Origin of the sequence: Nocardia asiatica NBRC 100129, from assembly GCF_000308415.1 — a bacterium.
Classification (GTDB): Bacteria; Actinomycetota; Actinomycetes; order Mycobacteriales; family Mycobacteriaceae; genus Nocardia; species Nocardia asiatica.
In genome coordinates, this window is the sequence record NZ_BAFS01000231.1 from 26,555 (window position 1) to 48,986 (window position 22,432).

General features: G+C 69.1%; 22 protein-coding genes and 2 pseudogenes. 11 read left to right on the plus strand and 13 right to left on the minus strand.

What is annotated here, in order from left to right:
- Nucleotides 1-106: 106 nt before the first annotated feature.
- From ON27_RS22695 to typA, 5 genes are all read right to left on the minus strand, one after another.
- Nucleotides 107-547, minus strand: coding sequence for a hypothetical protein (locus ON27_RS22695; RefSeq protein ID WP_051046898.1), 441 nt, complete (start codon nt 545-547; stop codon nt 107-109).
- Complete coding sequence (locus tag ON27_RS43945) at nt 544-702, minus strand: hypothetical protein (protein WP_169334215.1); 159 nt, start codon at nt 700-702, stop codon at nt 544-546. The genes ON27_RS22695 and ON27_RS43945 overlap by 4 nt, the downstream gene beginning before the upstream one ends.
- 119 nt (nt 703-821) lie before the next feature.
- On the minus strand, nt 822-1,706 hold the full coding sequence (mshB, locus tag ON27_RS22700; protein ID WP_043731490.1) for an N-acetyl-1-D-myo-inositol-2-amino-2-deoxy-alpha-D-glucopyranoside deacetylase: 885 nt from the start codon (nt 1,704-1,706) through the stop codon (nt 822-824).
- The gene (locus tag ON27_RS22705) at nt 1,703-3,415 is read right to left on the minus strand and encodes an ABC transporter family substrate-binding protein (protein WP_051046901.1); all 1,713 of its coding nucleotides are present in this window, start codon (nt 3,413-3,415) and stop codon (nt 1,703-1,705) included. Before ON27_RS22705 ends, mshB begins: the two co-directional genes overlap by 4 nt.
- Before the next feature lie 911 nt (nt 3,416-4,326).
- A complete protein-coding gene (gene typA, locus ON27_RS22710; RefSeq protein ID WP_043731426.1) occupies nt 4,327-6,225 on the minus strand; it encodes a translational GTPase TypA in 1,899 nt (632 codons plus the stop codon).
- Nucleotides 6,226-6,454: 229 nt separating this feature from the next.
- On the opposite strand from typA, the gene ON27_RS43950 reads away from it, so the two are divergent.
- Together ON27_RS43950 and ON27_RS22715 are read left to right on the plus strand one after the other, a co-directional pair.
- Entirely contained in the window at nt 6,455-6,631 is a 177-nt protein-coding gene (locus ON27_RS43950; RefSeq protein WP_085994939.1) for a hypothetical protein, read from the plus strand.
- 50 nt (nt 6,632-6,681) lie between these two features.
- Nucleotides 6,682-6,969 carry a 4a-hydroxytetrahydrobiopterin dehydratase gene (locus ON27_RS22715; RefSeq protein WP_043731428.1) on the plus strand — a complete coding sequence of 96 codons (288 nt, stop codon included), beginning with the start codon at nt 6,682-6,684 and terminating at the stop codon, nt 6,967-6,969.
- A 402-nt stretch (nt 6,970-7,371) separates the two neighbouring features.
- On the opposite strand, the gene ON27_RS22720 is transcribed toward ON27_RS22715, so the two are convergent.
- On the minus strand, nt 7,372-8,571 hold the full coding sequence (locus tag ON27_RS22720; RefSeq protein WP_083887743.1) for a mannosyltransferase: 1,200 nt from the start codon (nt 8,569-8,571) through the stop codon (nt 7,372-7,374).
- 351 nt (nt 8,572-8,922) lie between these two features.
- Between ON27_RS22720 and ON27_RS22725 the strand changes: the two genes are divergently transcribed.
- Both ON27_RS22725 and ON27_RS22730 read left to right on the plus strand, forming a co-directional pair.
- Nucleotides 8,923-9,723 carry an Rv1157c family protein gene (locus tag ON27_RS22725; protein ID WP_043731431.1) on the plus strand — a complete coding sequence of 267 codons (801 nt, stop codon included), beginning with the start codon at nt 8,923-8,925 and terminating at the stop codon, nt 9,721-9,723.
- A 121-nt stretch (nt 9,724-9,844) separates the two neighbouring features.
- On the plus strand, nt 9,845-10,222 hold the full coding sequence (locus ON27_RS22730; protein WP_051046899.1) for a hypothetical protein: 378 nt from the start codon (nt 9,845-9,847) through the stop codon (nt 10,220-10,222).
- A 553-nt stretch (nt 10,223-10,775) separates the two neighbouring features.
- Here the strand turns inward: ON27_RS22730 and ON27_RS22735 are convergent.
- The 3 genes from ON27_RS22735 to ON27_RS22745 form a co-directional block, all read right to left on the minus strand.
- Entirely contained in the window at nt 10,776-11,489 is a 714-nt protein-coding gene (locus tag ON27_RS22735) for a DUF1906 domain-containing protein (protein WP_043731434.1), read from the minus strand.
- Between the two features lie 178 nt (nt 11,490-11,667).
- Nucleotides 11,668-12,795 carry a hypothetical protein gene (locus ON27_RS22740; protein ID WP_043731438.1) on the minus strand — a complete coding sequence of 376 codons (1,128 nt, stop codon included), beginning with the start codon at nt 12,793-12,795 and terminating at the stop codon, nt 11,668-11,670.
- 229 nt (nt 12,796-13,024) lie between these two features.
- Entirely contained in the window at nt 13,025-13,630 is a 606-nt protein-coding gene (locus ON27_RS22745; RefSeq protein ID WP_043731441.1) for a CHAP domain-containing protein, read from the minus strand.
- Nucleotides 13,631-13,825: 195 nt separating this feature from the next.
- Between ON27_RS22745 and ON27_RS22750 the strand changes: the two genes are divergently transcribed.
- The 5 genes and pseudogenes from ON27_RS22750 to ON27_RS41450 all read left to right on the plus strand — a co-directional run.
- Nucleotides 13,826-14,476: an ABC transporter permease gene (locus ON27_RS22750; protein WP_043731444.1), complete on the plus strand. Its 651-nt coding sequence runs from the start codon at nt 13,826-13,828 to the stop codon at nt 14,474-14,476.
- Nucleotides 14,469-15,668, plus strand: a complete 1,200-nt coding sequence (locus tag ON27_RS22755) for an ABC transporter ATP-binding protein (RefSeq protein WP_043731448.1) — start codon at nt 14,469-14,471, stop codon at nt 15,666-15,668. Before ON27_RS22750 ends, ON27_RS22755 begins: the two co-directional genes overlap by 8 nt.
- Entirely contained in the window at nt 15,665-16,426 is a 762-nt protein-coding gene (locus tag ON27_RS22760; protein ID WP_043731450.1) for an ABC transporter permease, read from the plus strand. Before ON27_RS22755 ends, ON27_RS22760 begins: the two co-directional genes overlap by 4 nt.
- The gene (locus ON27_RS22765) at nt 16,423-17,397 is read left to right on the plus strand and encodes a glycine betaine ABC transporter substrate-binding protein (RefSeq protein ID WP_043731453.1); all 975 of its coding nucleotides are present in this window, start codon (nt 16,423-16,425) and stop codon (nt 17,395-17,397) included. The genes ON27_RS22760 and ON27_RS22765 overlap by 4 nt, the downstream gene beginning before the upstream one ends.
- Nucleotides 17,398-17,424: 27 nt before the next feature.
- Nucleotides 17,425-17,761 (plus strand): annotated as a pseudogene (locus ON27_RS41450) (amidase family protein); the annotation flags it as partial.
- 134 nt (nt 17,762-17,895) lie between these two features.
- On the opposite strand, the gene ON27_RS22770 reads toward ON27_RS41450, so the two are convergent.
- Nucleotides 17,896-18,534 (minus strand): TIGR03086 family metal-binding protein, encoded by a 639-nt coding sequence (locus tag ON27_RS22770; RefSeq protein ID WP_043731456.1) that lies wholly within the window; start codon nt 18,532-18,534, stop codon nt 17,896-17,898.
- 89 nt (nt 18,535-18,623) lie between these two features.
- Here ON27_RS22770 and ON27_RS22775 point away from each other — a divergent pair, with 89 nt between their 5' ends.
- Nucleotides 18,624-19,595, plus strand: a complete 972-nt coding sequence (locus tag ON27_RS22775; RefSeq protein ID WP_043731499.1) for a helix-turn-helix transcriptional regulator — start codon at nt 18,624-18,626, stop codon at nt 19,593-19,595.
- A gap of 114 nt (nt 19,596-19,709) precedes the next feature.
- Here the strand turns inward: ON27_RS22775 and ON27_RS22780 are convergent, their stop codons facing one another.
- Nucleotides 19,710-21,167, minus strand: coding sequence for an MFS transporter (locus ON27_RS22780; RefSeq protein WP_245560058.1), 1,458 nt, complete (start codon nt 21,165-21,167; stop codon nt 19,710-19,712).
- 71 nt (nt 21,168-21,238) lie between these two features.
- Here ON27_RS22780 and ON27_RS22785 point away from each other — a divergent pair, with 71 nt between their 5' ends.
- Nucleotides 21,239-21,721 (plus strand): MarR family winged helix-turn-helix transcriptional regulator, encoded by a 483-nt coding sequence (locus ON27_RS22785; protein WP_043731459.1) that lies wholly within the window; start codon nt 21,239-21,241, stop codon nt 21,719-21,721.
- 63 nt (nt 21,722-21,784) lie between these two features.
- Here the strand turns inward: ON27_RS22785 and ON27_RS22790 are convergent, their stop codons facing one another.
- Together ON27_RS22790 and ON27_RS22795 are read right to left on the minus strand one after the other, a co-directional pair.
- Nucleotides 21,785-22,006 carry a hypothetical protein gene (locus ON27_RS22790; protein WP_157227285.1) on the minus strand — a complete coding sequence of 74 codons (222 nt, stop codon included), beginning with the start codon at nt 22,004-22,006 and terminating at the stop codon, nt 21,785-21,787.
- 243 nt (nt 22,007-22,249) lie between these two features.
- Nucleotides 22,250-22,432 (minus strand): annotated as a pseudogene (locus tag ON27_RS22795) (NADPH-dependent FMN reductase); the annotation flags it as partial.

Below are 22,432 nucleotides of genomic sequence, written 5' to 3' on the forward strand. Positions count from 1 at the left end.
ACCGACCGGGCGCACTGCTCACCGTCCGGCGCGCCGCTCACCGACCTGCGCGCCGCTCACGGACGCCGTGCCACCCTGGCGGTCCGGCTCGCTCGCCCCGCCCGGCTCAGCCGCGACCGAAGAGGTGGCTGTTGGCCTGAATGTAGATGTAGGCCAGGGGCGGAAGCAGCCCACTGAACAGCAGCAGCGCCGTCCGCCAGTCACTGCCGAGCAGGATGTCACCGCCCGGTCCCCTGCTCGCGCAGACCAGGAAGCCGAACGCCCAGGCCACCACGGGAAGCCCCAGCACCGCGGGACGCCGGGTGACCGTTCGCACGCCCGCGACGAGCAGGACGTTCACCACCCCGGCCGCTACGACGGAGATCGGGAACGCGAGGGAGCCCAGATAGGCCGGCAGGTACAGCACCTCGAGCGCCAAGGTGAGCAGGGCGTCGAGAATCAGCAACACGACGATCACCTGCCCCAGGAGCACGCCCGCGGGAAGCCGGGCCGCGCCGGACGCCACGGGAACGTGATCGCCGGTGTGGTCGTTCACCTTGGTCGTCACGGCACCGGCGGGTAGCCGAGGAGGGTCAACAGGTGGCTCTGCATATCGGCGAACGCGTACAGCACGGTCATATACAGGTCGTGCTGCTCCTGCCAGTGCGGCCGCATACTGTCGACGAACGCCGCGATCGCGTTCTGGAGCTCCCAGTTGTACATACTGCCGAGTCTATTCCGGGGTTCCGAGGCGCATGATCAGTTCTCCTGGCCGGCCGGAGAGCTCGGCGATCGCCGGGAACTCGCCGGTGGGATCGCCACGTTTCGCCGCACGGTACTCGTCATTCCGTTCCGGCGAACAGATCGTGTTCCCGGCCGTCCGGCCCGAGCGGTCCGCGGCGGCCTCGCACCAGAATGAAATGCTCCTCCGGCAGCACGGGCTGGGCGACATTGTTCGACAGCGCGAATTCCCGCCCGGACGGCGCGACGGTGACCTGGGTGGCGTGCGCCCGCAGCGCCGCGCGCTTGGCCGCCAGCACGTCGGAGACGTCGATCGTGGTGGTGACCTCGTGGCTGGGCACGCTCGCCAGTTCGCCCTCGGCGGGCAGCCGCCAGCCGGGCGGCAGCGCGCCGGGCAGCCCGGCGGCCGTGCGCCGGGCCAGCGCGGTGGTGTGCGAGCGCAGCATGTCGGCGTCGGTGACGGTCCAATAGAACTTCGCGATGTCCCAGCCCTCGCCCGCGGCGGCCCGCACCGCGGACGTGGTGATCTCGTGTGCGCGGATGTGGTCCGGGTGGCCGTAGCCGCCCTTGGGGTCGTAGCCGACCACCACGCGCGGGCGCACGCGGAGCATCACGTCCGTGAGAGCCCGCACGGCTTCGTCTCCGGAGCGCACGAAGACGCGCGGCTTGTTGGCGGCGGGAGTTCCCGCCATTCCGGAATCGCGCCAGCGGCCCGCGCCGCCGAGGAACAGCGGCGGCCCCGCGTCCAGCGCCTGGAGTGCACGGGTCAGCTCCAGCACGCGGTAACCACCGAGCTGGTCGGCGTGCTGCGCGGCGAGCAGTGCCCAGTCCTCGCCGATCACCTCGCCCTCTTCGCCGAGGGTGCAGGTGACCACCGTGACCGGCACACCGCGACGGCGGTAGTGCGCGATCGTCCCTCCGGTGGTGATGGACTCGTCGTCCGGATGGGCGTGCACCAGCAGCAGCCCGCCGGTCGCCGCCGTCACGGGATCCGGCGCCACATGGACGCGTCGCCGAAGATGCCGACCTGGATCGCGCCGCTGAGCGAGGCGCCGTCCACCCGGGGACCGGAGGCGGCGACCGCGTTGTCCTGCACGATCGGCAGCACCGTGGCCATGGCCCACAGCTTGGGCTCCGCCTCGGCGAGCACCCGTCCCACGTCGCCGCCCCGCAAGGCCTCGTCGATCGCGGGTTGCAGGGCCGGATCACAGACGCCGGACAGATTGCTCGGAGCGCGCTGCGCCGCCTCGGCGATGACTTGCGCCGGGCCGGTGACCCCCGGCAGGGCGGGCGGCGGGCACCCGTAGCGGGACGCCAGCACGGTCGCCGGGTCGGAACCGGCCACCTCCCAGCCGACGATCGCGTCGACCGTGCCCTCGATCAGTTCCTTGCCGTAAAGCTCGTCGGCGGCGACGCTGCGCACCGTCGCGTCGATGCCCGCGCTGCGCAATTGGTCGGCGGCGGTGTTGGCCACCGCCAAGGCGGTAGCGTCCCGGTCGACCGCGCCGATGCGCACGACCAGCGGCTTGCCGTCCTTGCCGACGGTGCGCGGCTGCGGCGCGGGGGAGGTCGGTGAGGTCGCGGGCGGTGGTTCGGGCGCACGCCCGTATCCCGCGGCGGCGAGCAGGGCGAACGCCTCCTCCGCGGACGGCCGCGGCGGGGCGGTCGGGGTGTAGCCCGGGTCGGACGGCGCCAGCACCTGCGCGCGAGCCGGTTCCACCCAGTTGCCGGTCTGCGCGCCGACCGTCGCCAGCAGGGCGGGATCCAGCAGCGCCAGCACACCCGAACGCACTCGCGGATCGCTCAGTTCGCCTTTGCGCCCGTTCAGCGCCAGTTGCAGCACCCGCGACTGCGGCATGATCGCGGTCCGCACCGAGGGAATCGCCCCCAGCTGCGCCTGCGTCGCCACGCCGCCGTGGACCAGCGCCATCTGCACGTCACCGGTGCGCAGCGAACCCGCCAGCTGGGCGGTCGTGCCGCCGCGGCGCAGCAGGATCTGCCCCGGCATCGCCGGTGTGCCCCAGAAACGATCGTTGCGTTCCAGCAGCATCTCGTCGCGGCCCGGGTCCGCCGACCGTATCCCGAACGGTCCCCCGGACACGCGGACGCCGTTGACCTGGCCGTTCATTCCCCGGGCGAATCCACCGGGGGCGTCCTTGAGCAGGTGGGACGGCAGCAGATCGCGGAACAACTCCGGCCACCCGGGATACGGCTGCGACATCACGACGGTGACGGTCTTGCCGCCGGCCGACGAGTTCACGTCCGAGATCAACCGATATCCGGCCGGGTCGACCACGCCCGGTTCGGAGATCATCTCCTGCCACAGGTAGCGGAAGTCCTCGGCCGCGATCGGCGCCCCGTCCGACCAGGACGCTTCGTTGCGCAGCTTGTAGGTGATCGTGAACGGTTCCTGCGCGGTCACCTCGGCGGAGATCAGCAACGACGAATCCGGCACCCAGGTGGTCGCTCCGGGACGCGCCGGATCGAGCACCGGCCGGAACGGGCTGGGCAGCACGAGAGAGGCGATCGCCGAGGTGGCCGGGGACTGGTCCGAGCGCAGATGCGGATTGAACGCGGTGCCGATGGTGTCCAAGGCGACCACGACGGTCGTCTCCGCGGGCTTGACCGGTGTGGTCTTCGGACTGTCGGTGCTCTCGATGGGCGGCGGCGGGTTCGCCGCACAGCTGCTGATCATGGTCAGCGCTGCCACGGCCGGCAACAACGTGCGCCACGCTGCGCGTTTTCCTGCGCCCACTTTCACGCTCGGGAACTCTACCGTACGGGCGCGTTCGTTCGCAGATTACTGCCGTGGTCGGGGGAAACACGGGCGCGAGTGGATATCGACGCCGGAGAAACGGCAGAGCGCCGCCGGTCGGCGAGGTGGCGCGACCATACAGTGTCCAGCCTCGGCAAATATTCGGTTTACCGGCTGCGGCCGCAATACTCGGGCGCGGATCGTTCTACAGAAGGCCAGGGGGCGCACGGCGGCAGCTTCTGCGGAACGGATAAGTCGCCTCTCTACGCCGAAAGTGAACGATTGCGTCGACACCATGAATGGCTGGGTAACCAGTTCCTGCTGCGCAGTGCCCGGCAACGCCCGCGCAGGTCCGTGCGACCTGATCGTCGCATGTCAAGCCCACTTCGACCCGTCACGCAGCTCGTCGCACCAGGACGCCTCTCCGCCGCGTGCGCGGAGCGAGGAAACGCCGAACAACACACTTCCGCCGACAATTCCCACTGAGCCATGGATCACCGCGACGAGTTTTCTGGCACTGATACGACAGGGCCCGCGAGCTCACCGGAAATCAATTCGCTATGCACTCGCTCGATTTCCACATCCGCGTGCCGAACGATCTGAAAACCAGACGAATTACTTCGGATCAGCTATTGCAGAAGGAATGCGATTCACATATTGCATCAATCCAGCTCCGAGCTGTTTCGAATTTCTGCTGGACTATGCGGAGTAAGATTCGGCCTGCGGAACGATTAGCTACATCGGACGGCCCGCGCCCGGTATGGCGAACACACGCAGGACTCCACCAGGCACTTCACCGACACGGAATCCGGCGCGCCGCGGCGACACCGGATTCCGTTCAGCGGATTCGGTTACAGGGCCGCGCGGTCGCGAGCCTTACGCCGCGACAGTTCGCGCGCGCGCTCGTTCTGCCCGAGGATCACCTTGCGCACGCGGACCACTTCCGGAGTGACCTCCACGCACTCGTCGGCGGCGCAGAACTCCATGGCGCCTTCCAGATCCAGTTGCAGCGGCTTGGCCAGGGTCTCGATCACGTCGGCGGTCGAGCTGCGCATATTGGTCAGCTTCTTCTCTCGCGTGACGTTGATGTCGAGATCCTCCGCGCGGGGGTTGACGCCGACCACGTGCCCCTCGTAGGTGTCCGCGCCGGGCTCGACGAAGAACTGCCCGCGGTCGGCCAGCTGGATCATGGCGAACGGCGTCACGGTGCCCGACCGGTCCGAGACCAGCGAGCCGGTGTGCCTGGCCCGGATCTCGCCCGCCCACGGCGCGTAGCCGTGCGACACGGCGTTGGCGATGCCGGTGCCGCGGGTCTCGGTGAGGAAGTCGGTGCGGAAGCCGATCAGGCCACGCGAGGGGACGATGAACTCCATGCGCACCCAGCCGGCGGCGTGGTTGCTCATCTGCACCATCTTGCCCTTGCGCGCGGCCAGCAACTGGGTGATCGCGCCGAGGTACTCGTCGGGGCAGTCGATGGTCAGCTCCTCGTACGGCTCGTGCACCTTGCCGTCGACCTGCTTGGTGACCACCTGCGGCTTGCCCACGGTCAGCTCGAAGCCCTCGCGGCGCATGGTCTCGACCAGGATGGCCAGCGCCAGCTCGCCGCGGCCCTGCACCTCCCAGGCGTCCGGGCGGCCGATGTCGAGCACGCGCAGCGACACGTTGCCGACCAATTCCTGGTCCAGGCGCGCCTTCACCATGCGGGCGGTCAGCTTGTGCCCCTGCACCCGGCCCACCAGCGGCGAGGTGTTGGTGCCGATGGTGACCGAGATGGCCGGCTCGTCGACGGTGATGCGCGGCAGGGCGACGGGCTCATCGATGTCGGCGAGGGTGTCGCCGATCATGATGTCCGGAATGCCCGCGATGGCGACGATGTCGCCCGCCACGGCGAGTTCACCGGGCTGGCGCTCCACGCCGATCGTCTGCAGCAATTCGGTGATCTTCACCTGCTTCACGCCGTCGGCGTGCATCCACGCCACGTTCTGCCCCTTGCGCAGCTCGCCGTTGTGGATGCGGACCAGCGCGAGGCGGCCGAGGAACGCCGAGGCGTCCAGGTTCGTGACGTGCGCCTGCAGCGGCGCGGTCGGATCGCCCTTCGGCGCGGGGATGTGTTCGAGCAGCACGTCGAACAGCGCGTCGAGATTCTCGGCGGCGGGCGCGTTGCCGTTCTCCGGACGTTCCTTGGACGCCTTGCCCTCTCGGCCGGAGGCGTACAGCACCGGAAGGTCCAGTGCGAGTTCGGCGGCTTCGGCGGCGGCGTCGTCCAGATCGGAGGCCAGGTCCAGCAGCAGGTCGTGGCTTTCCTCGACGACCTCCTCGATGCGGGCGTCGGGACGGTCGGTCTTGTTCACCACCAGGATCACCGGCAGCGACGCGGCCAGCGCCTTGCGCAGCACGAACCGGGTCTGCGGCAACGGCCCCTCGGACGCGTCGACCAGCAGCACGACGCCGTCCACCATGGACAGGCCGCGCTCGACCTCACCGCCGAAGTCGGCGTGACCGGGGGTATCGATGACGTTGATGACGGTGACCGAGCCGTCCGGATGATGCCGGTGCACCGCGGTGTTCTTGGCGAGAATGGTGATGCCCTTCTCGCGTTCCAGATCCCCGGAGTCCATCACGCGATCGACGGGCTCGGCCCGCTCGGCGAAGGCGCCCGACTGGCGCAGCATGGCGTCGACCAGGGTCGTCTTGCCGTGGTCGACGTGGGCCACGATGGCGACGTTGCGGAAATCGCGTGCAGACGACACGCCTGAATCCTCCTGCTGTTCGGTGTGGGGCGCCGACGGTGCTCGGTGCCGGCATGAGTGGACCCTACGTGGTTACGCAGGCTGCCGCCTCCGGGTCCTGACGCTCACGCCGGGCTCCTGCAAACGGGTGAAGAATCGAAACTCACCGGGCATCGCGGCCAGATACACCCTACCGGCAGTCCGTTTCGCGCCGCGTTTCAGGCTTTGTAGTTAGGGTAAGCTAACCGCCGTGGGCAAGGTCAAAGCAAAGAAGGTTTCGAGCCTGAAACCGAAGAAGAAGTGCTGTCGGAAGAAGACGCGCTGCTTGAAGTGCCCCGTGGTCATCATGCGGATGAAGAAGTGCGAAGCAGCCGGTGTCACCGGCAAGGATCTGAAGAAGGCACTCAAGCAGGCGCGCGCAGCCTGACCCCCGCCGCCCCTCTCCCGGGGCGGCCCGAGGCGCTAGTAAGGAGTGTTATGGCCCAGCAGACACTGCTTTCCGATACCGAGATCGCCGAGGCCCTCACCGAACTGCCGGACTGGACCCGATCAGGGGACAACCTGGTCCGCACCGTCCAAGCGCCCACTTTTCCCGCGGGTATCGACCTCGTGCGCCGGGTCGCCGAAGCCGCCGAACAAGCCGACCACCACCCGGACATCGACATCCGCTGGCGCAAGATCACCTTCCGTTTGTCCACCCACTCCGCGGGCGGCCTCACGGCACTGGACGTCGCCCTGGCGCATGAAATAGATCGGTTGTGTTGATTGGCCGCGACTTCGTCGCGGCGTGTTCGCGGCCCCCTTGTGGCTCGCGTCCGAGCGACCGCCGCTGGCGACTGCGTCGCGGACGCGGCGGCCGCTCGGACGCGAGCCGGGCCGCGAACGGCGGATGCTCGGTCTCGCTTCGCTCGGAAGACGTGGTTGGGGTGTGCTGGGTGCGTCGCGTGGTGATCGCACCACCTCGGTCTACCGTCGCCGGTGGCGGCGGTGCTCGCTTCTCCCTCGGGGACGCGGCGCACAGGCACGCCATGCTCGGTAACGGCGCACGCTCGATCACGCTCTGCTCGAAACCTATGGCCGCGATGTTGCGTTCGAACATGGAGCCGGATTTCTTCGCCTTTATCGCAGCGAGGTCTCGGATAGCTCGGGGTCTCGTCGCGGTGGCGTTTACCTGGCGCGCGTAGGTCCTTCGGTGGTTACGCGAGTTTCCTGGTCCGGGTCGGTATTCGCGTGCCGGGGTCCGAAGCGGATCACCCAGAGGTAGAAGACGACGACGCCGAGCACGTCGACGGCGCCGAGCCAGGCCAGCACGCCGGGGCGGGAAATGGTCCAGATCGAATCCTGGAAGAAGGACAGCACCCACGGCACGCCGACGAGCATGGTCACCAGCCAGTACCCGGCCATGATCCGCGCGCCGGACGCCCGGCGCAGCGGCCCGTAGATCAGCCAGAGCACCGTCGGCAGCAGCCAGACCCAGTGATGCGACCACGAGATCGGCGAGATCATCAGCCCGAACAACTGCACGACGATCAGCGTGCCGAGCCGGTCGTCGGAGCCGAGCGCGCGCCAAGCGAAGAACGCCAGCGCGGCGACCAGGACCACCGCCGCGAGCCACCACGGGCCGGATTCCACGTCGTATCCGAGGATGCGGCTCAGCGTGCCGCGCAACGACTGGTTCCACACCGAGCCGACCGGGCCGATCCGATCGGCGTCCCCGAGCAACGTGCCGAAATATCGGCGCGCCTCGACCGGCGCGATCAGGAAACTCACGCCGACCGTCGCGCCGAAAACCACCGCCGACCACGCCACCGTGGCCCAGCGCCCGCGCGCCGCGAAATACAGTCCGGTGATGGCGGGGGTCAGCTTGATACCCGCGACGATCCCGACCAGCCCGCCGGAGACCCACCACCGCGAACTGCGCACCGCGAGCATCCCGCCGAGCACCAGGAACACATTGACCTGGCCGTAGTCCATCGTGGTTCGCACCGGCTCCAGCCACAGTCCCACCGCGGTCCAGCCGACGGTCGCGGCTCGCCACTGCGGCGTGCGCAGCCGCTGCGCCCCGAAGATCAGCTCGAAACTGATGTGCACCACCGCGTACAGCGCCGCGGCGATGGCCAGCAACCAAGCCACCGCGACCACGGTGAACGGCAGATAGTGCAGCGGAAAGAACACCAGCGCGGCGAACGGCGGATAAGTGAAGGGCAGCGGGAAGTCCGGCGTCTTCTCCGCATAGGTGAAGTCATAGAGCTGATCGGTCAGCAGCGCGGCCGACCCACCGACATAGACGTGCAGGTCGACCAGGTTCATCCCGTTCGGGGACAACAGCATCCAGAGCAGCCGGGCCAGCACGGACAAGCCGAGCATCGACACAGCCCATCGAAGGTGACGATTCAAATCGCAGGCTTTCGGCTCGGGTGCGGTGCGGCGTTTCGGCACGCCCGGACTTGGATGTTCCGGCGACAGCGCGGACGGCACCGATTAGATTAACCGCAGCGCGGATCCGGTCGGCGCACCCCTGGAACCACCCGTAACATTTACATCAACATTCACACCAGTAACACGAGGGCGCGGTATGTTCTGCTGACACTGATCGGTCCACGGCGCCTTTCGGACGACGCGGCTGTACACGTAGCCGCAATGTCCCTAGAGTGACCCCGAAACGATGGCTTTTAGCAATCGAACCCAGATGTACCCGAGGTAAGGACGGCCAGACCAGTGCTTCGCACCCGAGGATCGCGGATCGCATTGTCCGCACTCGCCATCGCGGCGAGTGCCACGCTCGCCGCGCCGACGACAGCAATCGCGGCCCCCGCGACCGCCCCCGCGGCGGCAACGTACAGCGTTCCCATGGTCCCCGAGGGTGTTCCGGTGGACGCGCTGGCCGCGCTCGCCCCAGCCATCGTCGGCGCCATCGCAGGCCCGGCGGACATCGCGAGCCCAGCCGGTATCGCGGGCCCGCAGTCGGCCATCCTGGATCAGGCGCGCGCGCTGCTGGCCACCTTGAACCTGCCGCCGCAGATCAAATCCACGCTCGAGCGGATCATCACCTTCCTGGACGGCAGCGGCGGCGGTGGCCCCGAGGTGCCGCAGGACGGCCCGGTGATCGCGCAGTTCCTGTACCCCACCATCGGCAAGGGCTGCATCGGCCCGACCTCCGACTCCGTCGGCACCGCGCTGGCCGTGCCCGGTCCGGCCACGCTGCCGCCGCCGGGACCGCAGGCGGGTCAGACCGGCTTCGTCTTCACCGCCCTCGGCACCAAGTCGCCGACGCCGGTGCAGAACCCGCCCATGACGGTGCAGTGGCTCAACCTGGACACCCGACAGTCCGGCGTCCAGCCGCTGACCGACGAGGCCAAGATCAACCCCGACGGCCCCGCCACGCTGTCCGCGATCGCGAACACGGGCTTCGGCCGCGTCGTCGCGGTGGTCTCCGGCTCGCTGACCACCAAGTCCGGTGACGACGCCCCCCGGACCTGCTCGTTCCTGCCGACGCTCGGATTCTTCACCGTAAGCTGAGATCCCCGACCGGAGGCGGCGATTCCACTGGAATCGCCGCCTTCGTCGTTCTCCCGCGAGACCTCGAACAGATCCGCGGCCCCGCCACATGAGCGGTCCGGACTGTGGTAGACCGCTAACTATGGCGACCACCGATTGCTCGAAATCCACGCAGTGTTCGACACGGCCGGGTCATTCGATCCGGAGCAGGCGCTCGCACCGATCAATCCTGTCGATCCGCTCGGAAGGCTCGATCCTGTCCATCGGATCTGCCTACTCCATCCTGTCCATCGGCAGCGTCGGATCGGTGCTGTCGATCGGATCGGTGGGCTCGTTCGGGTCGGGAATCTCGTCGTTCTCCTTCGCCAGCCTCGGCTCCGCGTTCTCCGGCCTGTCCCGGTGGTCGCTGTTCGCCTGGCTCGGCGACCACGAGGCGCCGGACAGCCGCCCGTCACTGCGGGTGGTGCCGGACGACGAACCCGACTTGCGCGTCGCCCCGATAAGCCACTGCCAGACGTAACATTTGCCAGCGCCTGCGGCGCTGGGTGTTCGCGGCCCCCTTGTGGCTCGCGTCCGAGCGGCCGCCGCTGGCGACTGCGTCGCGTGCGCGGCGGCCGCTCGGACGCGAGCCGGGCCGCGAACGGCGGATGCTCGGTCTCGCTTCGCTCGGAAGACGTGGTTGGGGTGCGCTGGGCGCGTAGGAATGGGTCCCGCGATACTCACCGACTCGCGGAGGACGCGCGCAGCGATCAGAAGGCTCACGCCACTGGACCGATGACCTGACAACCGGGCAGGGCGAGACCCTCTCGCTTCCGCTCGCGGTCGCGAATATCGCCAGCACTGTCACAGGAAGGGTCTCCGAGACTCGCTGGTGGCGCAGGAGTACCGGCCATGCTGCCGGAGCAGGGCCGGTGGTGGCAGCTGATCTGAATCTGCTTCGAACTCTGCGCTGTCGGCACAGTCTCGGACAGCTGGGCGGCATGATCGCCTCGCTGGGCGCGGCCTGGACAGCCCTGGCGCGTGGATAACGCTGGGCTACGCGGGCGCCGCGGTCCGCAGAACGGGATTCCGTTTCACCACTGCCCGTACTCGGGCGTGAGCACGTTGTTCACATCGATCCCCACCCCGTCGAGGGTTCGCTTGTCGATCTCGAACTGGTGCAGGTTGGCGGTGGGGTGCACGAAACCTTTCGGGGTTCCCCAGTTGTGCTGCCAGTACCAAGAGGCCAGTCCGGCGGTTTGCGCGAGTTCGATGGTGGGGGTGTTCGCGTAGACGCCGGTGTTCTCCTTGCCGAGCACCGACTGCCAGCCCAGCAGGTACGGCGCGATCATGGTGGCGAAGTCGACCGGGGAGGGGTTGTCGTCGATGGACGCGTAGATGGGCACGTTGTCGGGGCCGCCCGCGGCGCGGTGCAGCGCGAGCCCGCGCTCGGCGTGCCGCTTGCCCGCCTCCAGCCCGCCGCGCCAGTCCGCGGTCGGCCCCTTACCGAACTGGTAGCACGAGACGATCTGGAGACCCGCCGCCTTGAGATCCTCCACTTCGGCGGAGCGCAGCGGTTTGCCCGCCATCCACTCGGCGCCGGGTCGTCGGTCGGAGACATAGCGGATCACGCCGAGATGTCCCGCGTCGCGGATCGCCGTGGCAGCGGGAACGCCGCCCGAGTAGTCGATCAGCGTGCCGAGCGAGGGCCGGGCGGAGGCCGCGGCCGCCGTCGCGGTCACGCCGACCACGGCCGCGGCGGCCGCGTAGGCGAACAGATCACGCCGGGATACCGAGCTGGAACGCATCGTGGACTCCTTCGCGCGACCCGACCTGGATGGCAGCGTGCCCGGCGCACCTTCCCCATACCTGATGTGCGCCGGGAGCCTCGAACGTGAACTCATTTCACCACATTCACATTGGAACCGCTAGACCCAGGAGAAACACGTTTCACATTCGCCACAGAAGCACGGGGCGGTGCGCGGCTCAGGCGATGCCGTCGATGCGCGCGGCCACATCGATGGTGCGCATCGCAGGGTCGGCCAGTTCCCTGCGGATCACCGCCGCCACCTGCGCCACGACCTGTTTCCTTATCCCGGCGAGCGCGCCGAGAGCCGCTGCTCGCGCGCCGTGCGCGGTGAACTCCATCCGGATGTCGGCCGGGTCCGGCGGCGGCACGTCGATCACCACGCGCAACGGATCGGCGGCTCCGGCGGTGAGCACCAACGGCACCTCGAGGTCGGCGCGATAGCGATTGGCTTTCAGCACGTCCACCGTGATGTCCAAGCTCACTGGCAACATCAGGTCGAAGGCGACCAGGTCGGCCGACCGGTCCACCAAGCGCGGCAGGCGGACCGCGCCGCGAACGGTCACCACGGCGCTGGCACGCGGCCCGGTCCGCAGCGGCCCGACCTCGATCGGCCGCCCCGCCAACCGCTCCACTACGTCGAGCACCCGCTCGCGCGTCACGAGGCGGGAGAAGAAACGATGACCGAACCGCCCGTAGTCGATCCAGTCGAACGCGGTCTTGTCCCGGTGCTCCGAGCGCTTTCCCGCGACCATGGCCTCGACGTCGAACACCAGGCCGCGGCGGGTGTGCGGATCGGCCAGCATGGCGTTGACCCGGGAGGCGACCTCCCGCTGCACGACGCCCGCGATCGGGTCGAGCAGCCATTCCCACGCCGAGTCCACCGCTTGGGCGCGCAGGACGAAGCTGATGTCGCGCTGGGTGATCGGCGGGATGTCGATGATGACGAGCACGGGTTCGGCGGTGCGGGCGTGCAGCGTGAGGTCGATTTCGACCCGCGCCTCCAGGCGTAGCTTCCGGCCGCCGAGCAGCACCTTCAGCGTGAGCGACACCGGGACGGTGACCGCGAACGACACGCGCGGACCGCTGTGCAGGACGCGCGGGGTGCCGACCTTGCCCTCGGCGACGAAACCGGCGAGCCCGGCGGGGCCGATCGAGACCGGGCCGATGATCATGCCGCGGCCCGCCATGCCGGATACGGCGGACTCGATGCGCGCGGCGTTCACGGCGTGCGTGACGAAACGCTCACCGAACTCGGCGTAGTCGATCCAGACAGGCGCACTACCAGCGTCGTCGATCGGATGCATCAGTAGTTCCTGAACCCTCACCTCTCGATGGACACCCGACACGGTACGCGACCGATCTTGCCCGGCTGTGGAACGCGCTGCTCAGCCCGGGATCCCCGTCCTGCCGATGAGGGGGAAGCAGGGCGGGGACCGGCGGCGGCGCTGCCGGGCGCCGCCGTCTCCATCGTAGGACTATCCGGCGCGCTGTTTCACCCGCATATCGGAGGGTCCGGGCGCGCCGAGTTCGATCTCACAATCGCCCGAAACCGACCACGCCGGGAAGGTCGGCCAGGGTGAACCGGTAGATGCGGACCTCGTCGAATTCGTTGCCGCCGATGGTGGTGACCCGGCCGTCGTCCGCCCGAAGGACGATGTTCGTGTGCTGACCATAGGGGCTGGACTCTCCGTACAGCAGGACGTCACCCGTGCGCGGGACGTAGCCCGACCCGATCGGGGAGAACCGCCCGTTGCTCTCGTAGTACTCCTGCAGCGTGTACACGCCGGGGATCCGCCACGAGCCCGAATTCGGATTGGAAAGCGGCACACCCGCCTCACGGAACACCCAGCTGACGAAGTCGGCGCACCATGCCTCGTCGACACCCTCGGCGTATTTCGGGCCGGCTCCAGGCGCGCTGAACTCACGCTCGGCGACCGCCACGATCCCGGCCTGAGCCGGATCGAGCGCGGACCGATCGAGAGCGGGGAACTCGGTGAGCCGCTCTTCCCCCACCGCCAGACCGTCCCGGCGGTCCTGCCACGTATAGAGCCCGGCCACCGCGGCGGCAGCCACACCCAGCGCCACCAAGACCAGCGCGATCCACCGTCCGGACCGTGACCTCGGTTCTCGTCCCGTCATCTCCCGGCTCCTCCCTACCGCGAACTTTCGAGTATGCGGGATGCAACGCGCGAATCGGCCGAACAGTTCCAATTCCACCGCACGGCGGTTTCGCTTCCCCCGCGACGGGGCGCCCTCCACGAGCCGAAATCGTTTACGGCGCCGGGGCAATCGCGCTAGTCTGCGGGAGAGACCAGCCGATGGGGAGGTACGGCCCTGGACACGCTGTGGACATTCATCGTGCATCGTCGGCACCAGTTGCTGGTCGACTCCTACCTGCACGTCTCGGCCGTGGTGCAATCGGTGCTGCTCGCCACGGTGGTCTCGGTACTGATCGGGATTCTGGTCTACCGCAGTCCGTTCGGCTCCTCGATCGCCTCCGCGCTGGCCGGCGCGGTGCTCACCGTGCCGTCGTTCGCGCTGCTCGGCCTGCTGATCCCGGTGCTCGGACTCGGTGTCGCACCGACGATCACGGCGCTCGTGGTGTACGCGCTGCTACCGATCATGCGCAACACCATCATCGGACTCGCCTCGGTGGACCCCGCCGTGACCGACGCGGCGCGCGGGGTCGGGATGAACCGGCTGCGCGTACTCGCCCGGATCGAGCTGCCGCTGGCCTGGCCCGCCATCCTGGCCGGAATGCGGGTGAGCACCCAGCTGATCATGGGAATACTCGCGCTCGCCGCTTACGCCAAAGGTCCCGGGCTCGGCAATCTGATCTTCTCCGGACTCGCTCGCCTCGGCAGTCCGAACGCGGTGCCGCAGGCGCTGGTCGGCACGATCCTCGTCGTCGTGCTCGCCCTCGCGCTCGACGGGATCTACGTCCTGATCGGACGGCTCACCACCTCGAGGGGAATTCGTGACTGACACCGAAACCAGCGGCGGCGCGGCCGCATCGGTCGTCTCCGGCGTCGAGATCGTGCTCGACTCGGTGACCAAACACTATCCGGGTCAACGCGACCCGGCCGTCGACCGCGTCTCGCTGACCATCCCGGCCGGTGAGATCGTGGTCCTGGTCGGCCCCTCCGGTTGCGGCAAGACCACCACCATGCGGATGATCAACCGGTTGATCGAGCCCACCTCGGGGACCGTCACGATCGACGGGCGCGACGCGGCCACGATGCATCCCGACCGGTTGCGCCGCGGCATCGGCTACTCGATCCAGCAGGCGGGCCTGTTCCCGCACCTGACCGTCGCGCAGAACGTCGCGACCGTGCCCGGCCTGATCGGGTGGGACCGGCGGCGCATCGCGGCACGGGTCGAGGAGATGCTGGAGCTGGTCGGCCTGGACCCGGCCACCTTCCGCGACCGCTATCCCCGGCAGCTCTCCGGCGGACAGCAGCAGCGGGTCGGCGTGGCCAGGGCGCTGGCGGCCGACCCGCCCGTACTGCTGATGGACGAGCCGTTCGGCGCGGTCGATCCGATCACCCGGGGCCTGTTGCAGGACGAGTTGCTGCGCCTGCAAGGCGAACTCGGCAAGACGATCGTCTTCGTCACCCACGATTTCACCGAGGCGGTCAAACTCGGTGACCGCATCGCGGTGCTGGGCGACCGTTCCAGCATCCTGCAGTACGACACGCCTGCGGCGATCCTGGCCGACCCGGCCGACGAGACGGTCGCCGGCTTCGTCGGCGCGGACGCCTCGCTCAAACAGCTCACGCTGACCCGGGTCCGGGACGTCGAACTCGACGACTGCCCCACCGCGACCGAGCAGGAGCCGGTCGAGCAGCTGCGCGCCGCGCTCGCCGACCGACCCCGGCCGTGGGCGCTGGTGCTGGACGCTCAGCGCCGCCCACGCCGGTGGGTTTCGGCCGAACAGCTGGCACACGCCGGGTCGCTGCGCGAGATCGGGTCGCCGGTGCCGGGGACGCTGTCGCTGCGATCGACTTTGCAGGACGCGCTCGAGGCACTGCTGACGCAGCAGAACGCGACCGCGGTGGTGACCGGGACGCGCGGCGAGTACGCCGGGCTGATCACCATCGACACCCTGATCGGCCACCTGTCGGCGCTGCGCGCCGAGCACGCCGCCGACCGCGCCGCCACGGACGGCACGCCATGACCACCGTCGCGTCACCCGCCGCCCAGCGCAGAGCCGAACACGTCCGGCTGGTCGCCCAGCCCGCGCTGGTGTTCGCGCTCACCGCGGGCGTGCTGGTGTGGGCCTACGCCCGCGACCTCACCGTCACCCAGCGGGCCAGTCTGAACGCGGGCAACGTCGCGACCGTCACCTGGCAGCACGTGCTGATCACCGCGACCGTGGTGTCGATCGTCGTCGCGGTGGCCGTCCCGCTCGGCACCCTGCTCACCCGGCCGGGATTCCGCCGTCTGGCGCCGGTTTTCGTCGGTGTCGCGAACATGGCGGCGGCCGCACCGGCCATCGGCCTGATCGTGCTGTTCTACCTGGTCACCCGCACCACCGGATTCTGGATCGGCGTCGCGCCGATCGCGCTCTACTCGCTGCTTCCGGTGCTGCGCAACACGATCCTGGGCTACCAGCAGGTGGACCGGACGCTGATCGATGCGGGCCGCGGTCAGGGGATGTCGGCCGCGACGGTGCTGCGGCGCATCGAATTCCCGCTCGCGGTGCCCTACATCCTGGCCGGGCTGCGCACGTCGCTGGTGCTCGCGGTCGGCACCGCGACACTGTCGTTCCTGGTGAGCGCGGGCGGTCTCGGCATCTTGATCGACACCGGCTACAAGCTGCGCGACAACGTCACCCTGGTGGTCGGCGCGGTGCTCGCGGTGGCACTGGCGCTGCTGGTGGACTGGCTCGGCGCGCTCGCCGAAGCGTTCCTCGGGCCAAGGGGGCTGAAATGACCCGGGCTCGGCGCGCGTTCGCGCTCGTACTCGGTGCGGCGCTGCTGGCCGCGTGCGGGCTGCAATCCGGCGGCTCGGTGCCGCTGCTGGTGGGTCCGGGCAGCATCGGACCGGTGCCCGAACTCGACGGTGTGCGCGTCACGGTGGGTTCCAAGGACTTCACCGAGCAGAACATCCTCGGGTATCTCATCGAGTTCGCCCTCTCGGCGGCGGGCGCCGACGTGCGCGACCTGACCAACATCCAGGGCTCCAACAGCGTGCGCGACGCCCAGCTGCACGGGCAGATAGACCTCGCCTACGACTACACCGGCACCGGCTGGATCAACTACCTCGGCAACGAGACGCCGGTGCCCGACGAGATCGGCCAGTTCGAGGCCGTGCGCGACGCCGACCTCGCCGAGCACGGCATGGTGTGGGCGGCGATGGCGCCGATGAACAACACCTACGCGCTGGTCATGAGCGCGCGCACCGCGCAGGAGACGGGCGTGCGGACACTCTCGGACTACGCCGGGCTGGTCGGAACCGACCCGGCCGCCGCATCCCTCTGCGTCGGTACCGAATTCAACGTCCGCCAGGACGGATTCCCGGGACTGACCCGCAAATACGAGATCGACGCGGGCAAAGTGCGCAAGCAGATCGTCCAGGACGCCTTGGTGTACCAGGCGACCGCCGACGGCAGACAGTGCCGCTTCGGCTCCGTCGCCGCCACCGACGGACGCATTCCGGCGCTGAATCTCGTCCTGCTACAGGATGACCGCGGTTTCTTCCCGAAGTACAACGCCGCGCTGGTGATGCGCAAAAGTTTCGCCGACGCGCATCCGCAGGTCGTCACCGTGCTGGCCCCGATCTCCCAGCGCCTCACCAACGAGGTCATCACCGAACTCAACCGGCAGGTCGACGTGGACGGACGTGAACCCGCGGATGTGGCGCGGGACTGGATGGTCGCCCAGGGTTTCGTCACCGCGCGTTGATCCGAAACCTCGTCCCGCGTGGCGGCCCAGGCGCCGCTGGTCATCGGCACGGACACCGGCGGACCCATCCGCCAGCCCCGCGACCGTCGGCACCGAGCCGACCTACGGCACGGTGTCGCGCTTCGGCCTGGTCACGTGCGGGTCGTCGCGGGACGAGGGCGGACCGTGTGACCGGACGGTGCTGGACACCGCCCTGCGGCAACGGCATATCGCACATCACCGCAACGCCCCACCAACACCGGATTTCCGCACTGACATTCGTGATCACCACCTGCTGCACGAGGTGATCGCCGGATTCGACCCGCGCGACGCCACGGAGCGCAGCGCCGACCGGCCCGGCCGGAGGGCATACAGGGGCACCCGGCACATTCGGTCCGCTACACCTGCCGAGCGAAGAACATATCCCGCCACGCAGCACAGTCGGCCTGCCGCGCTGCCGACATATCGCCGGGCGCCGACCCCGCATCAGGTCGGCGCCCGGCGATCCGCCACCGGCGTTCAGGCGCGCGGGTCACGCCCCAGGTAGCGCAGCAGGTCCGCCACGGCAGTGCCGTCGGCCGGGCCGTCCACGATCGCGGCGTACGCGCCCCACTGGCGCAGCGGTTCGACGATCTCGGCCGCCTCGCCGCTACCGGGCGCCGGGTGGATGGCGCGGGCGGCGGCGAGCAGGTGGGTGGCGAGTTCGTCGGTCAGCGGCGAGGGCTGGCCGGTGGCGACCGCGATGTCCCAGGCGTGCACGGCGGCGTCCAGCGCGCACATCACCGCGGCGACCGGGGTGGCGAGCGCGCCGTGCGGCAGCGGCGTCGGCACCGTCTCGGTGGCGTCGTCGACCGTGGCCCAGGCGACGGAGGTCTGCTCGATCGCCTCGCGCACCAGCTCCGACGCGGTTCCCTCGATCACGCCGGAAGGCGCGAAGGGGTTGTACGCCGGGCCGGCGCCGATCCCGAGGGACTCGGCGAAGGCCAGCTGATCGCCCGCGGCGTGCTGAACCACCTGCGTGACATCCCATTCCGAGCACGGGGTGGGCAGGTGCCACTGGTCCGCGCCGACGCCCGCGACAACGGTCTCCAGCGCGCGGTAGGAGTCGGTGAGCACGTCGCGCCAGACGGTCGGGAGGGCGGGGGTGGTGGCGTTCATGTCGGAGCCTTTCGAGTCGTACTTGCTGCTGACATCAGCCTATGCGGCCATTAGGCTATTTCTGTTCCTAATAAGAAATGGAGTGGAAAGTGGCGTCGACCACAACGCGCCTGCTGCGGTTGCTCGCGCTGCTGCAGGACCGCGCATACACCGGTCGTGAACTCGCCGAGCGACTCGGCGTCACCGATCGCACCCTGCGCCACGACATCCAGCGGCTGCGCGAGCTGGGCTACCCGGTGCACGCCGCCCGCGGCGCGATCGGCGGCTACCGGCTCGGCCGCGGCACGACCATGCCGCCCCTGCTGCTGGACGACGACGAGGCGGTGGCCGTCGCGGTCGCGGTCGGGCTCGCCGAGGACGGTTCCACCGGCATTTCGGACATCGCCGAGCACGTCACGAAAGCCTTGGGCAAGCTGGATCAGATCTTGCCGAAACGTCTGCAGCGCAAAGTCTCCGCGCTGCGCGAAGCGACGGCGATCGGCCCGGCCACGACCGGATCGCGGGAGCCGGACGCCCCGGTGCCCGCCGTCGTGCTCACCACCCTGGCCGGCGCCGTCCGCGACGGCGCGACGGTCCGGATCGCCGAAGCCGCAGTCGGGTCCTCCGTCGAGATCGAGCCGTACCGGCTGATCAATTGGCAGCGCCGCTGGTACCTGGTCGCCTACAGCCTGGAAGACCACACTTGGCGCGCCATTCCGCTGGCCGGTGTCCTTCGCGCCGAGGCGACTTCCCGCCGTTTCGCGGCCCGCGCACTCCCCGACGACGATCTGGTCGCGTTCGTCATGCGCCACATCGCCACCACGGGGTGGAAGGTGCAGGCCCGGGTCACCGTGCTCGCCCCCGCCGAGACGGTGATCGCCCGGATCAATCCCGCGGTCGGCGTGGTCGAGGCAGTGGAGGCGAACACCTGCGTCCTCTACACGGGCGCAGACGCGTTGGAGACGATCGCCATCTACCTGTCCATGCTGATGATGGACTTCCGAGTCGACGGCCCGCCCGAACTCGTCGCCCATATCCGCACCTTGGGCCGCCGGTACACCGATGCGGTCGCCGATGCGTGAATGCGCGTCCGAGGAACGAAATCCGGATCCTGAGGTCTCTCGTCATCTCGCCTGAACTGGAGTGTTCTCCAGGATTCGCGGTGCGCCCCGAGTCCGTGAGCAGTACTCCGGTCGTCAGGCGTGCCCGGTGGTGGTCGCCGCGTCGGCCGTCTTGCGCATCGGGATCAGCGCGGTCAGGCCGATCGCGGCCAGCGCCGCCGCCATCGCGATGAGGAAGGTGGTGTGGAACCCGTCGCGCGAGGGCAGCAGGTGCGGGCCGAACTCTATGGTCATGTGGGCCAGCACCACGCTCATCACCGCCGCCGAGGTCGACGTGCCGATCGAGCGCATCAGCGAGTTCAAGCCGTTGGCCGCCGCGGTCTCGGTGATCGGCACCGCGCCCATGATCAGCGCGGGCATCGCCGCGTACGCCAGGCCGACGCCGCCCGCGACGATCACCGCGGCGAGCATGATCTGCCAGACGCTGTTCATCAGCACCACCGCGCACAGGTAACCGACAGCGATCACCGCCGACCCGAGGGCGAGGGTGACCTTCGGCCCCCGGCTCGCCGACAGCCGCGCCGACACCGGGGACAGCAGCATCATCACGAAACCGGTCGGCGCCAGCGCCAGACCCGCGCTGACCATGGACAGTCCGAAGCCGTATCCGGTCTGCTCCGGCGCCATCAGCAACTGGGGGAAGGTCAGCGACATGCCGTAGAGCGAGAATCCCACGGCGATCGAGGCGACGTTGGTGAACAGAACCCGAGGGCGTGCCGATACCCGCAGGTCCACCAGCGGCGAGCGCTGCCGCAGCTCGAAAGCGCCCCAGCCGAGGAACACCACCACCGAAACCGCGAAAAGGGTCAGGATGGGCGCGCTGGTCCAGCCCCAATCCGCGCCCTTGGTGATCGCGACGAGCAACGTGAGCAGGGCTGCCGAGAGCCCGATCGCGCCGCCGAAGTCGAACCGCGCGGGCGTCCGTACCGGCGACTCGGGCACGAACAGGAGGACCAGTGCGGCGCAGCCGACTCCGAGCCCGGCGGACGTCCAGAACAGTACGTGCCAGTCCGCGTTCTGCGCGATGGCCGCCGCCACCGGCAGGCCGATCGCGCCGCCGACGCCGAGCGTGGCGCTCATGATCGCCATCGCCGAACCCACCCGCTCGACGGGCAATTCGTCCCGCATGATGCTGATGCCCAGCGGGATGGCCCCGACCGCCGCGCCTTGCAGGGAGCGGCCCACGATCTCGGGCAACAGCGTGGAGAACGACGCGCAGACCACCGAACCGGCCACCAGCAGAAGCAGGTTCACGAACAAGACACGGCGCTTGCCGAACATGTCGCCGAGCCGTCCGCTGATCGGGGTCGCCACCGCGCCCGCCAGCAGCGTGGCCGTGACCACCCAGGAGGCGTTGGACGCCGAGGTGTGCAGCAGGGTGGGCAGCGACGGAATGATCGGAATGACGAGCGTCTGCATCAGCGAGACGACGACACCGACCATGCCGAGCGTCGCGATGAGCAGGGCCGGCGCGGGACCGCGCCGATCGCCGGAACCGGAAACGGTCGAGCACGCGTCGGCAGCTACAGTCACATATGCACGGTACATATCATGTGTATGGTGCACAATTTGATCTCGGCGTGATGCGCGCGACATAGTGGGGCATGTCCGATTCCGGCCCAGGCGACAGCGCGGCGCTGACCCGCCTCGCCTTCGAACTCTCGCTGCTGTCCAGGCACTTCCCCGCCGCCCTGCTGCGGCGCCCTGGCTTCCGGCTCGACCGCTCGGCGTATCTGATCCTGACCCGGCTGGAACTGGACCACCCGCTGAGCCTGCGCGAGCTGTCCGAGGCGTTCCGATTGGACATCTCCACGATCAACCGTCAGGTCGGCGCCATGCTCAAGCAGGGGTTGGTCGACCGGGTGCCCGACCCGGACGGCGGTATCGCGCGCAAGATCCGCGCCAGCGCCAAGGGATTGGACTTGCTGGCCTCCGACCGCAAGCAGAGCCGTCAGGGCATCGGCGCGGTGGTGGCGGAATGGACCGACGACGACGTCGACCAGTTCAGCAGGCTCATCGCGCGCTTCAACCAGTCGGTCGAGAACAGAGAGGACAACCCTTGGCCCCGCCCGCCAGGGCTGGAGTGACGCCCATCCCCAGCCCCGCACGGCGATGGGAAAGAAGCGGTGGCAGCGCCTGAGGTAGCTCGGCTACCCGCCGCAAACCTGCCGGTGCGCGTTGCGCAATGCGACCGCGAGCGGATCCTGCGACAGGCCGTACGGGTCGATGCTGTTGCGCACCAGGTAGATGGCTCCACCGACCACCAGACACAGCGGAGTCGGCGGCTGCGACGGCGGGTTCGCGTGCGCGATCGTCGTCGCCCCTGCCGTGAACGAACCGGCGATCACCAACGCCGCGAGCATTTTTCGCATCGTGGAGTCCTTTCGTCGCCGCACAGCGTACGCCGTATCCCGCTACCGGGCCGACGTATCCGGAGTCCCCTATCGATCCGGTTCACAGATCAGCGTCCCTTGTCCCGGCCGGGCGCACGGGCCGCCGACGTCGGCTTCGGCGGCGGCTGGTCCAGCATCGCGCCGGCCAGGGCCTTTCCGGAGCTGACCGTCGACGGCTACGACCGCCTGATCCCCTGAACGCGCGAGCCGAACCCCGAACCGTCAGGCGGCGTACGGGTGTTCGGCGCGGGCCGAGCGCAGCGCCCGTCCCCACCAGACCAGCTGGCCGAGCAGTTGATCGGCGGCGGCGACGGGCAGCTCGGGGTCGGTCGGCTGTCCCGCGGCGTCGAACCGCCTGCCCACATCGTGGAAACTCACCGTGTCGCGCACGGTGACCGCGTGCAG

Coding starts and splice junctions, on each gene's coding strand:
- ON27_RS43945 (WP_169334215.1), bottom strand. CDS start 702: ATGTACAACTGGGAGCTCCAGAACGCGATCGCGGCGTTCGTCGACAGT.
- ON27_RS22705 (WP_051046901.1), bottom strand. CDS start 3,415: ATGATCAGCAGCTGTGCGGCGAACCCGCCGCCGCCCATCGAGAGCACC.
- ON27_RS22715 (WP_043731428.1), top strand. CDS start 6,682: ATGGCCCAGCAGACACTGCTTTCCGATACCGAGATCGCCGAGGCCCTC.
- ON27_RS22720 (WP_083887743.1), bottom strand. CDS start 8,571: ATGCTCGGCTTGTCCGTGCTGGCCCGGCTGCTCTGGATGCTGTTGTCC.
- ON27_RS22730 (WP_051046899.1), top strand. CDS start 9,845: ATGGCGACCACCGATTGCTCGAAATCCACGCAGTGTTCGACACGGCCG.
- ON27_RS22735 (WP_043731434.1), bottom strand. CDS start 11,489: ATGCGTTCCAGCTCGGTATCCCGGCGTGATCTGTTCGCCTACGCGGCC.
- ON27_RS22740 (WP_043731438.1), bottom strand. CDS start 12,795: ATGCATCCGATCGACGACGCTGGTAGTGCGCCTGTCTGGATCGACTAC.
- ON27_RS22745 (WP_043731441.1), bottom strand. CDS start 13,630: ATGACGGGACGAGAACCGAGGTCACGGTCCGGACGGTGGATCGCGCTG.
- ON27_RS22760 (WP_043731450.1), top strand. CDS start 15,665: ATGACCACCGTCGCGTCACCCGCCGCCCAGCGCAGAGCCGAACACGTC.
- ON27_RS22765 (WP_043731453.1), top strand. CDS start 16,423: ATGACCCGGGCTCGGCGCGCGTTCGCGCTCGTACTCGGTGCGGCGCTG.
- ON27_RS22770 (WP_043731456.1), bottom strand. CDS start 18,534: ATGAACGCCACCACCCCCGCCCTCCCGACCGTCTGGCGCGACGTGCTC.
- ON27_RS22785 (WP_043731459.1), top strand. CDS start 21,239: ATGTCCGATTCCGGCCCAGGCGACAGCGCGGCGCTGACCCGCCTCGCC.
- ON27_RS22790 (WP_157227285.1), bottom strand. CDS start 22,006: ATGCGAAAAATGCTCGCGGCGTTGGTGATCGCCGGTTCGTTCACGGCA.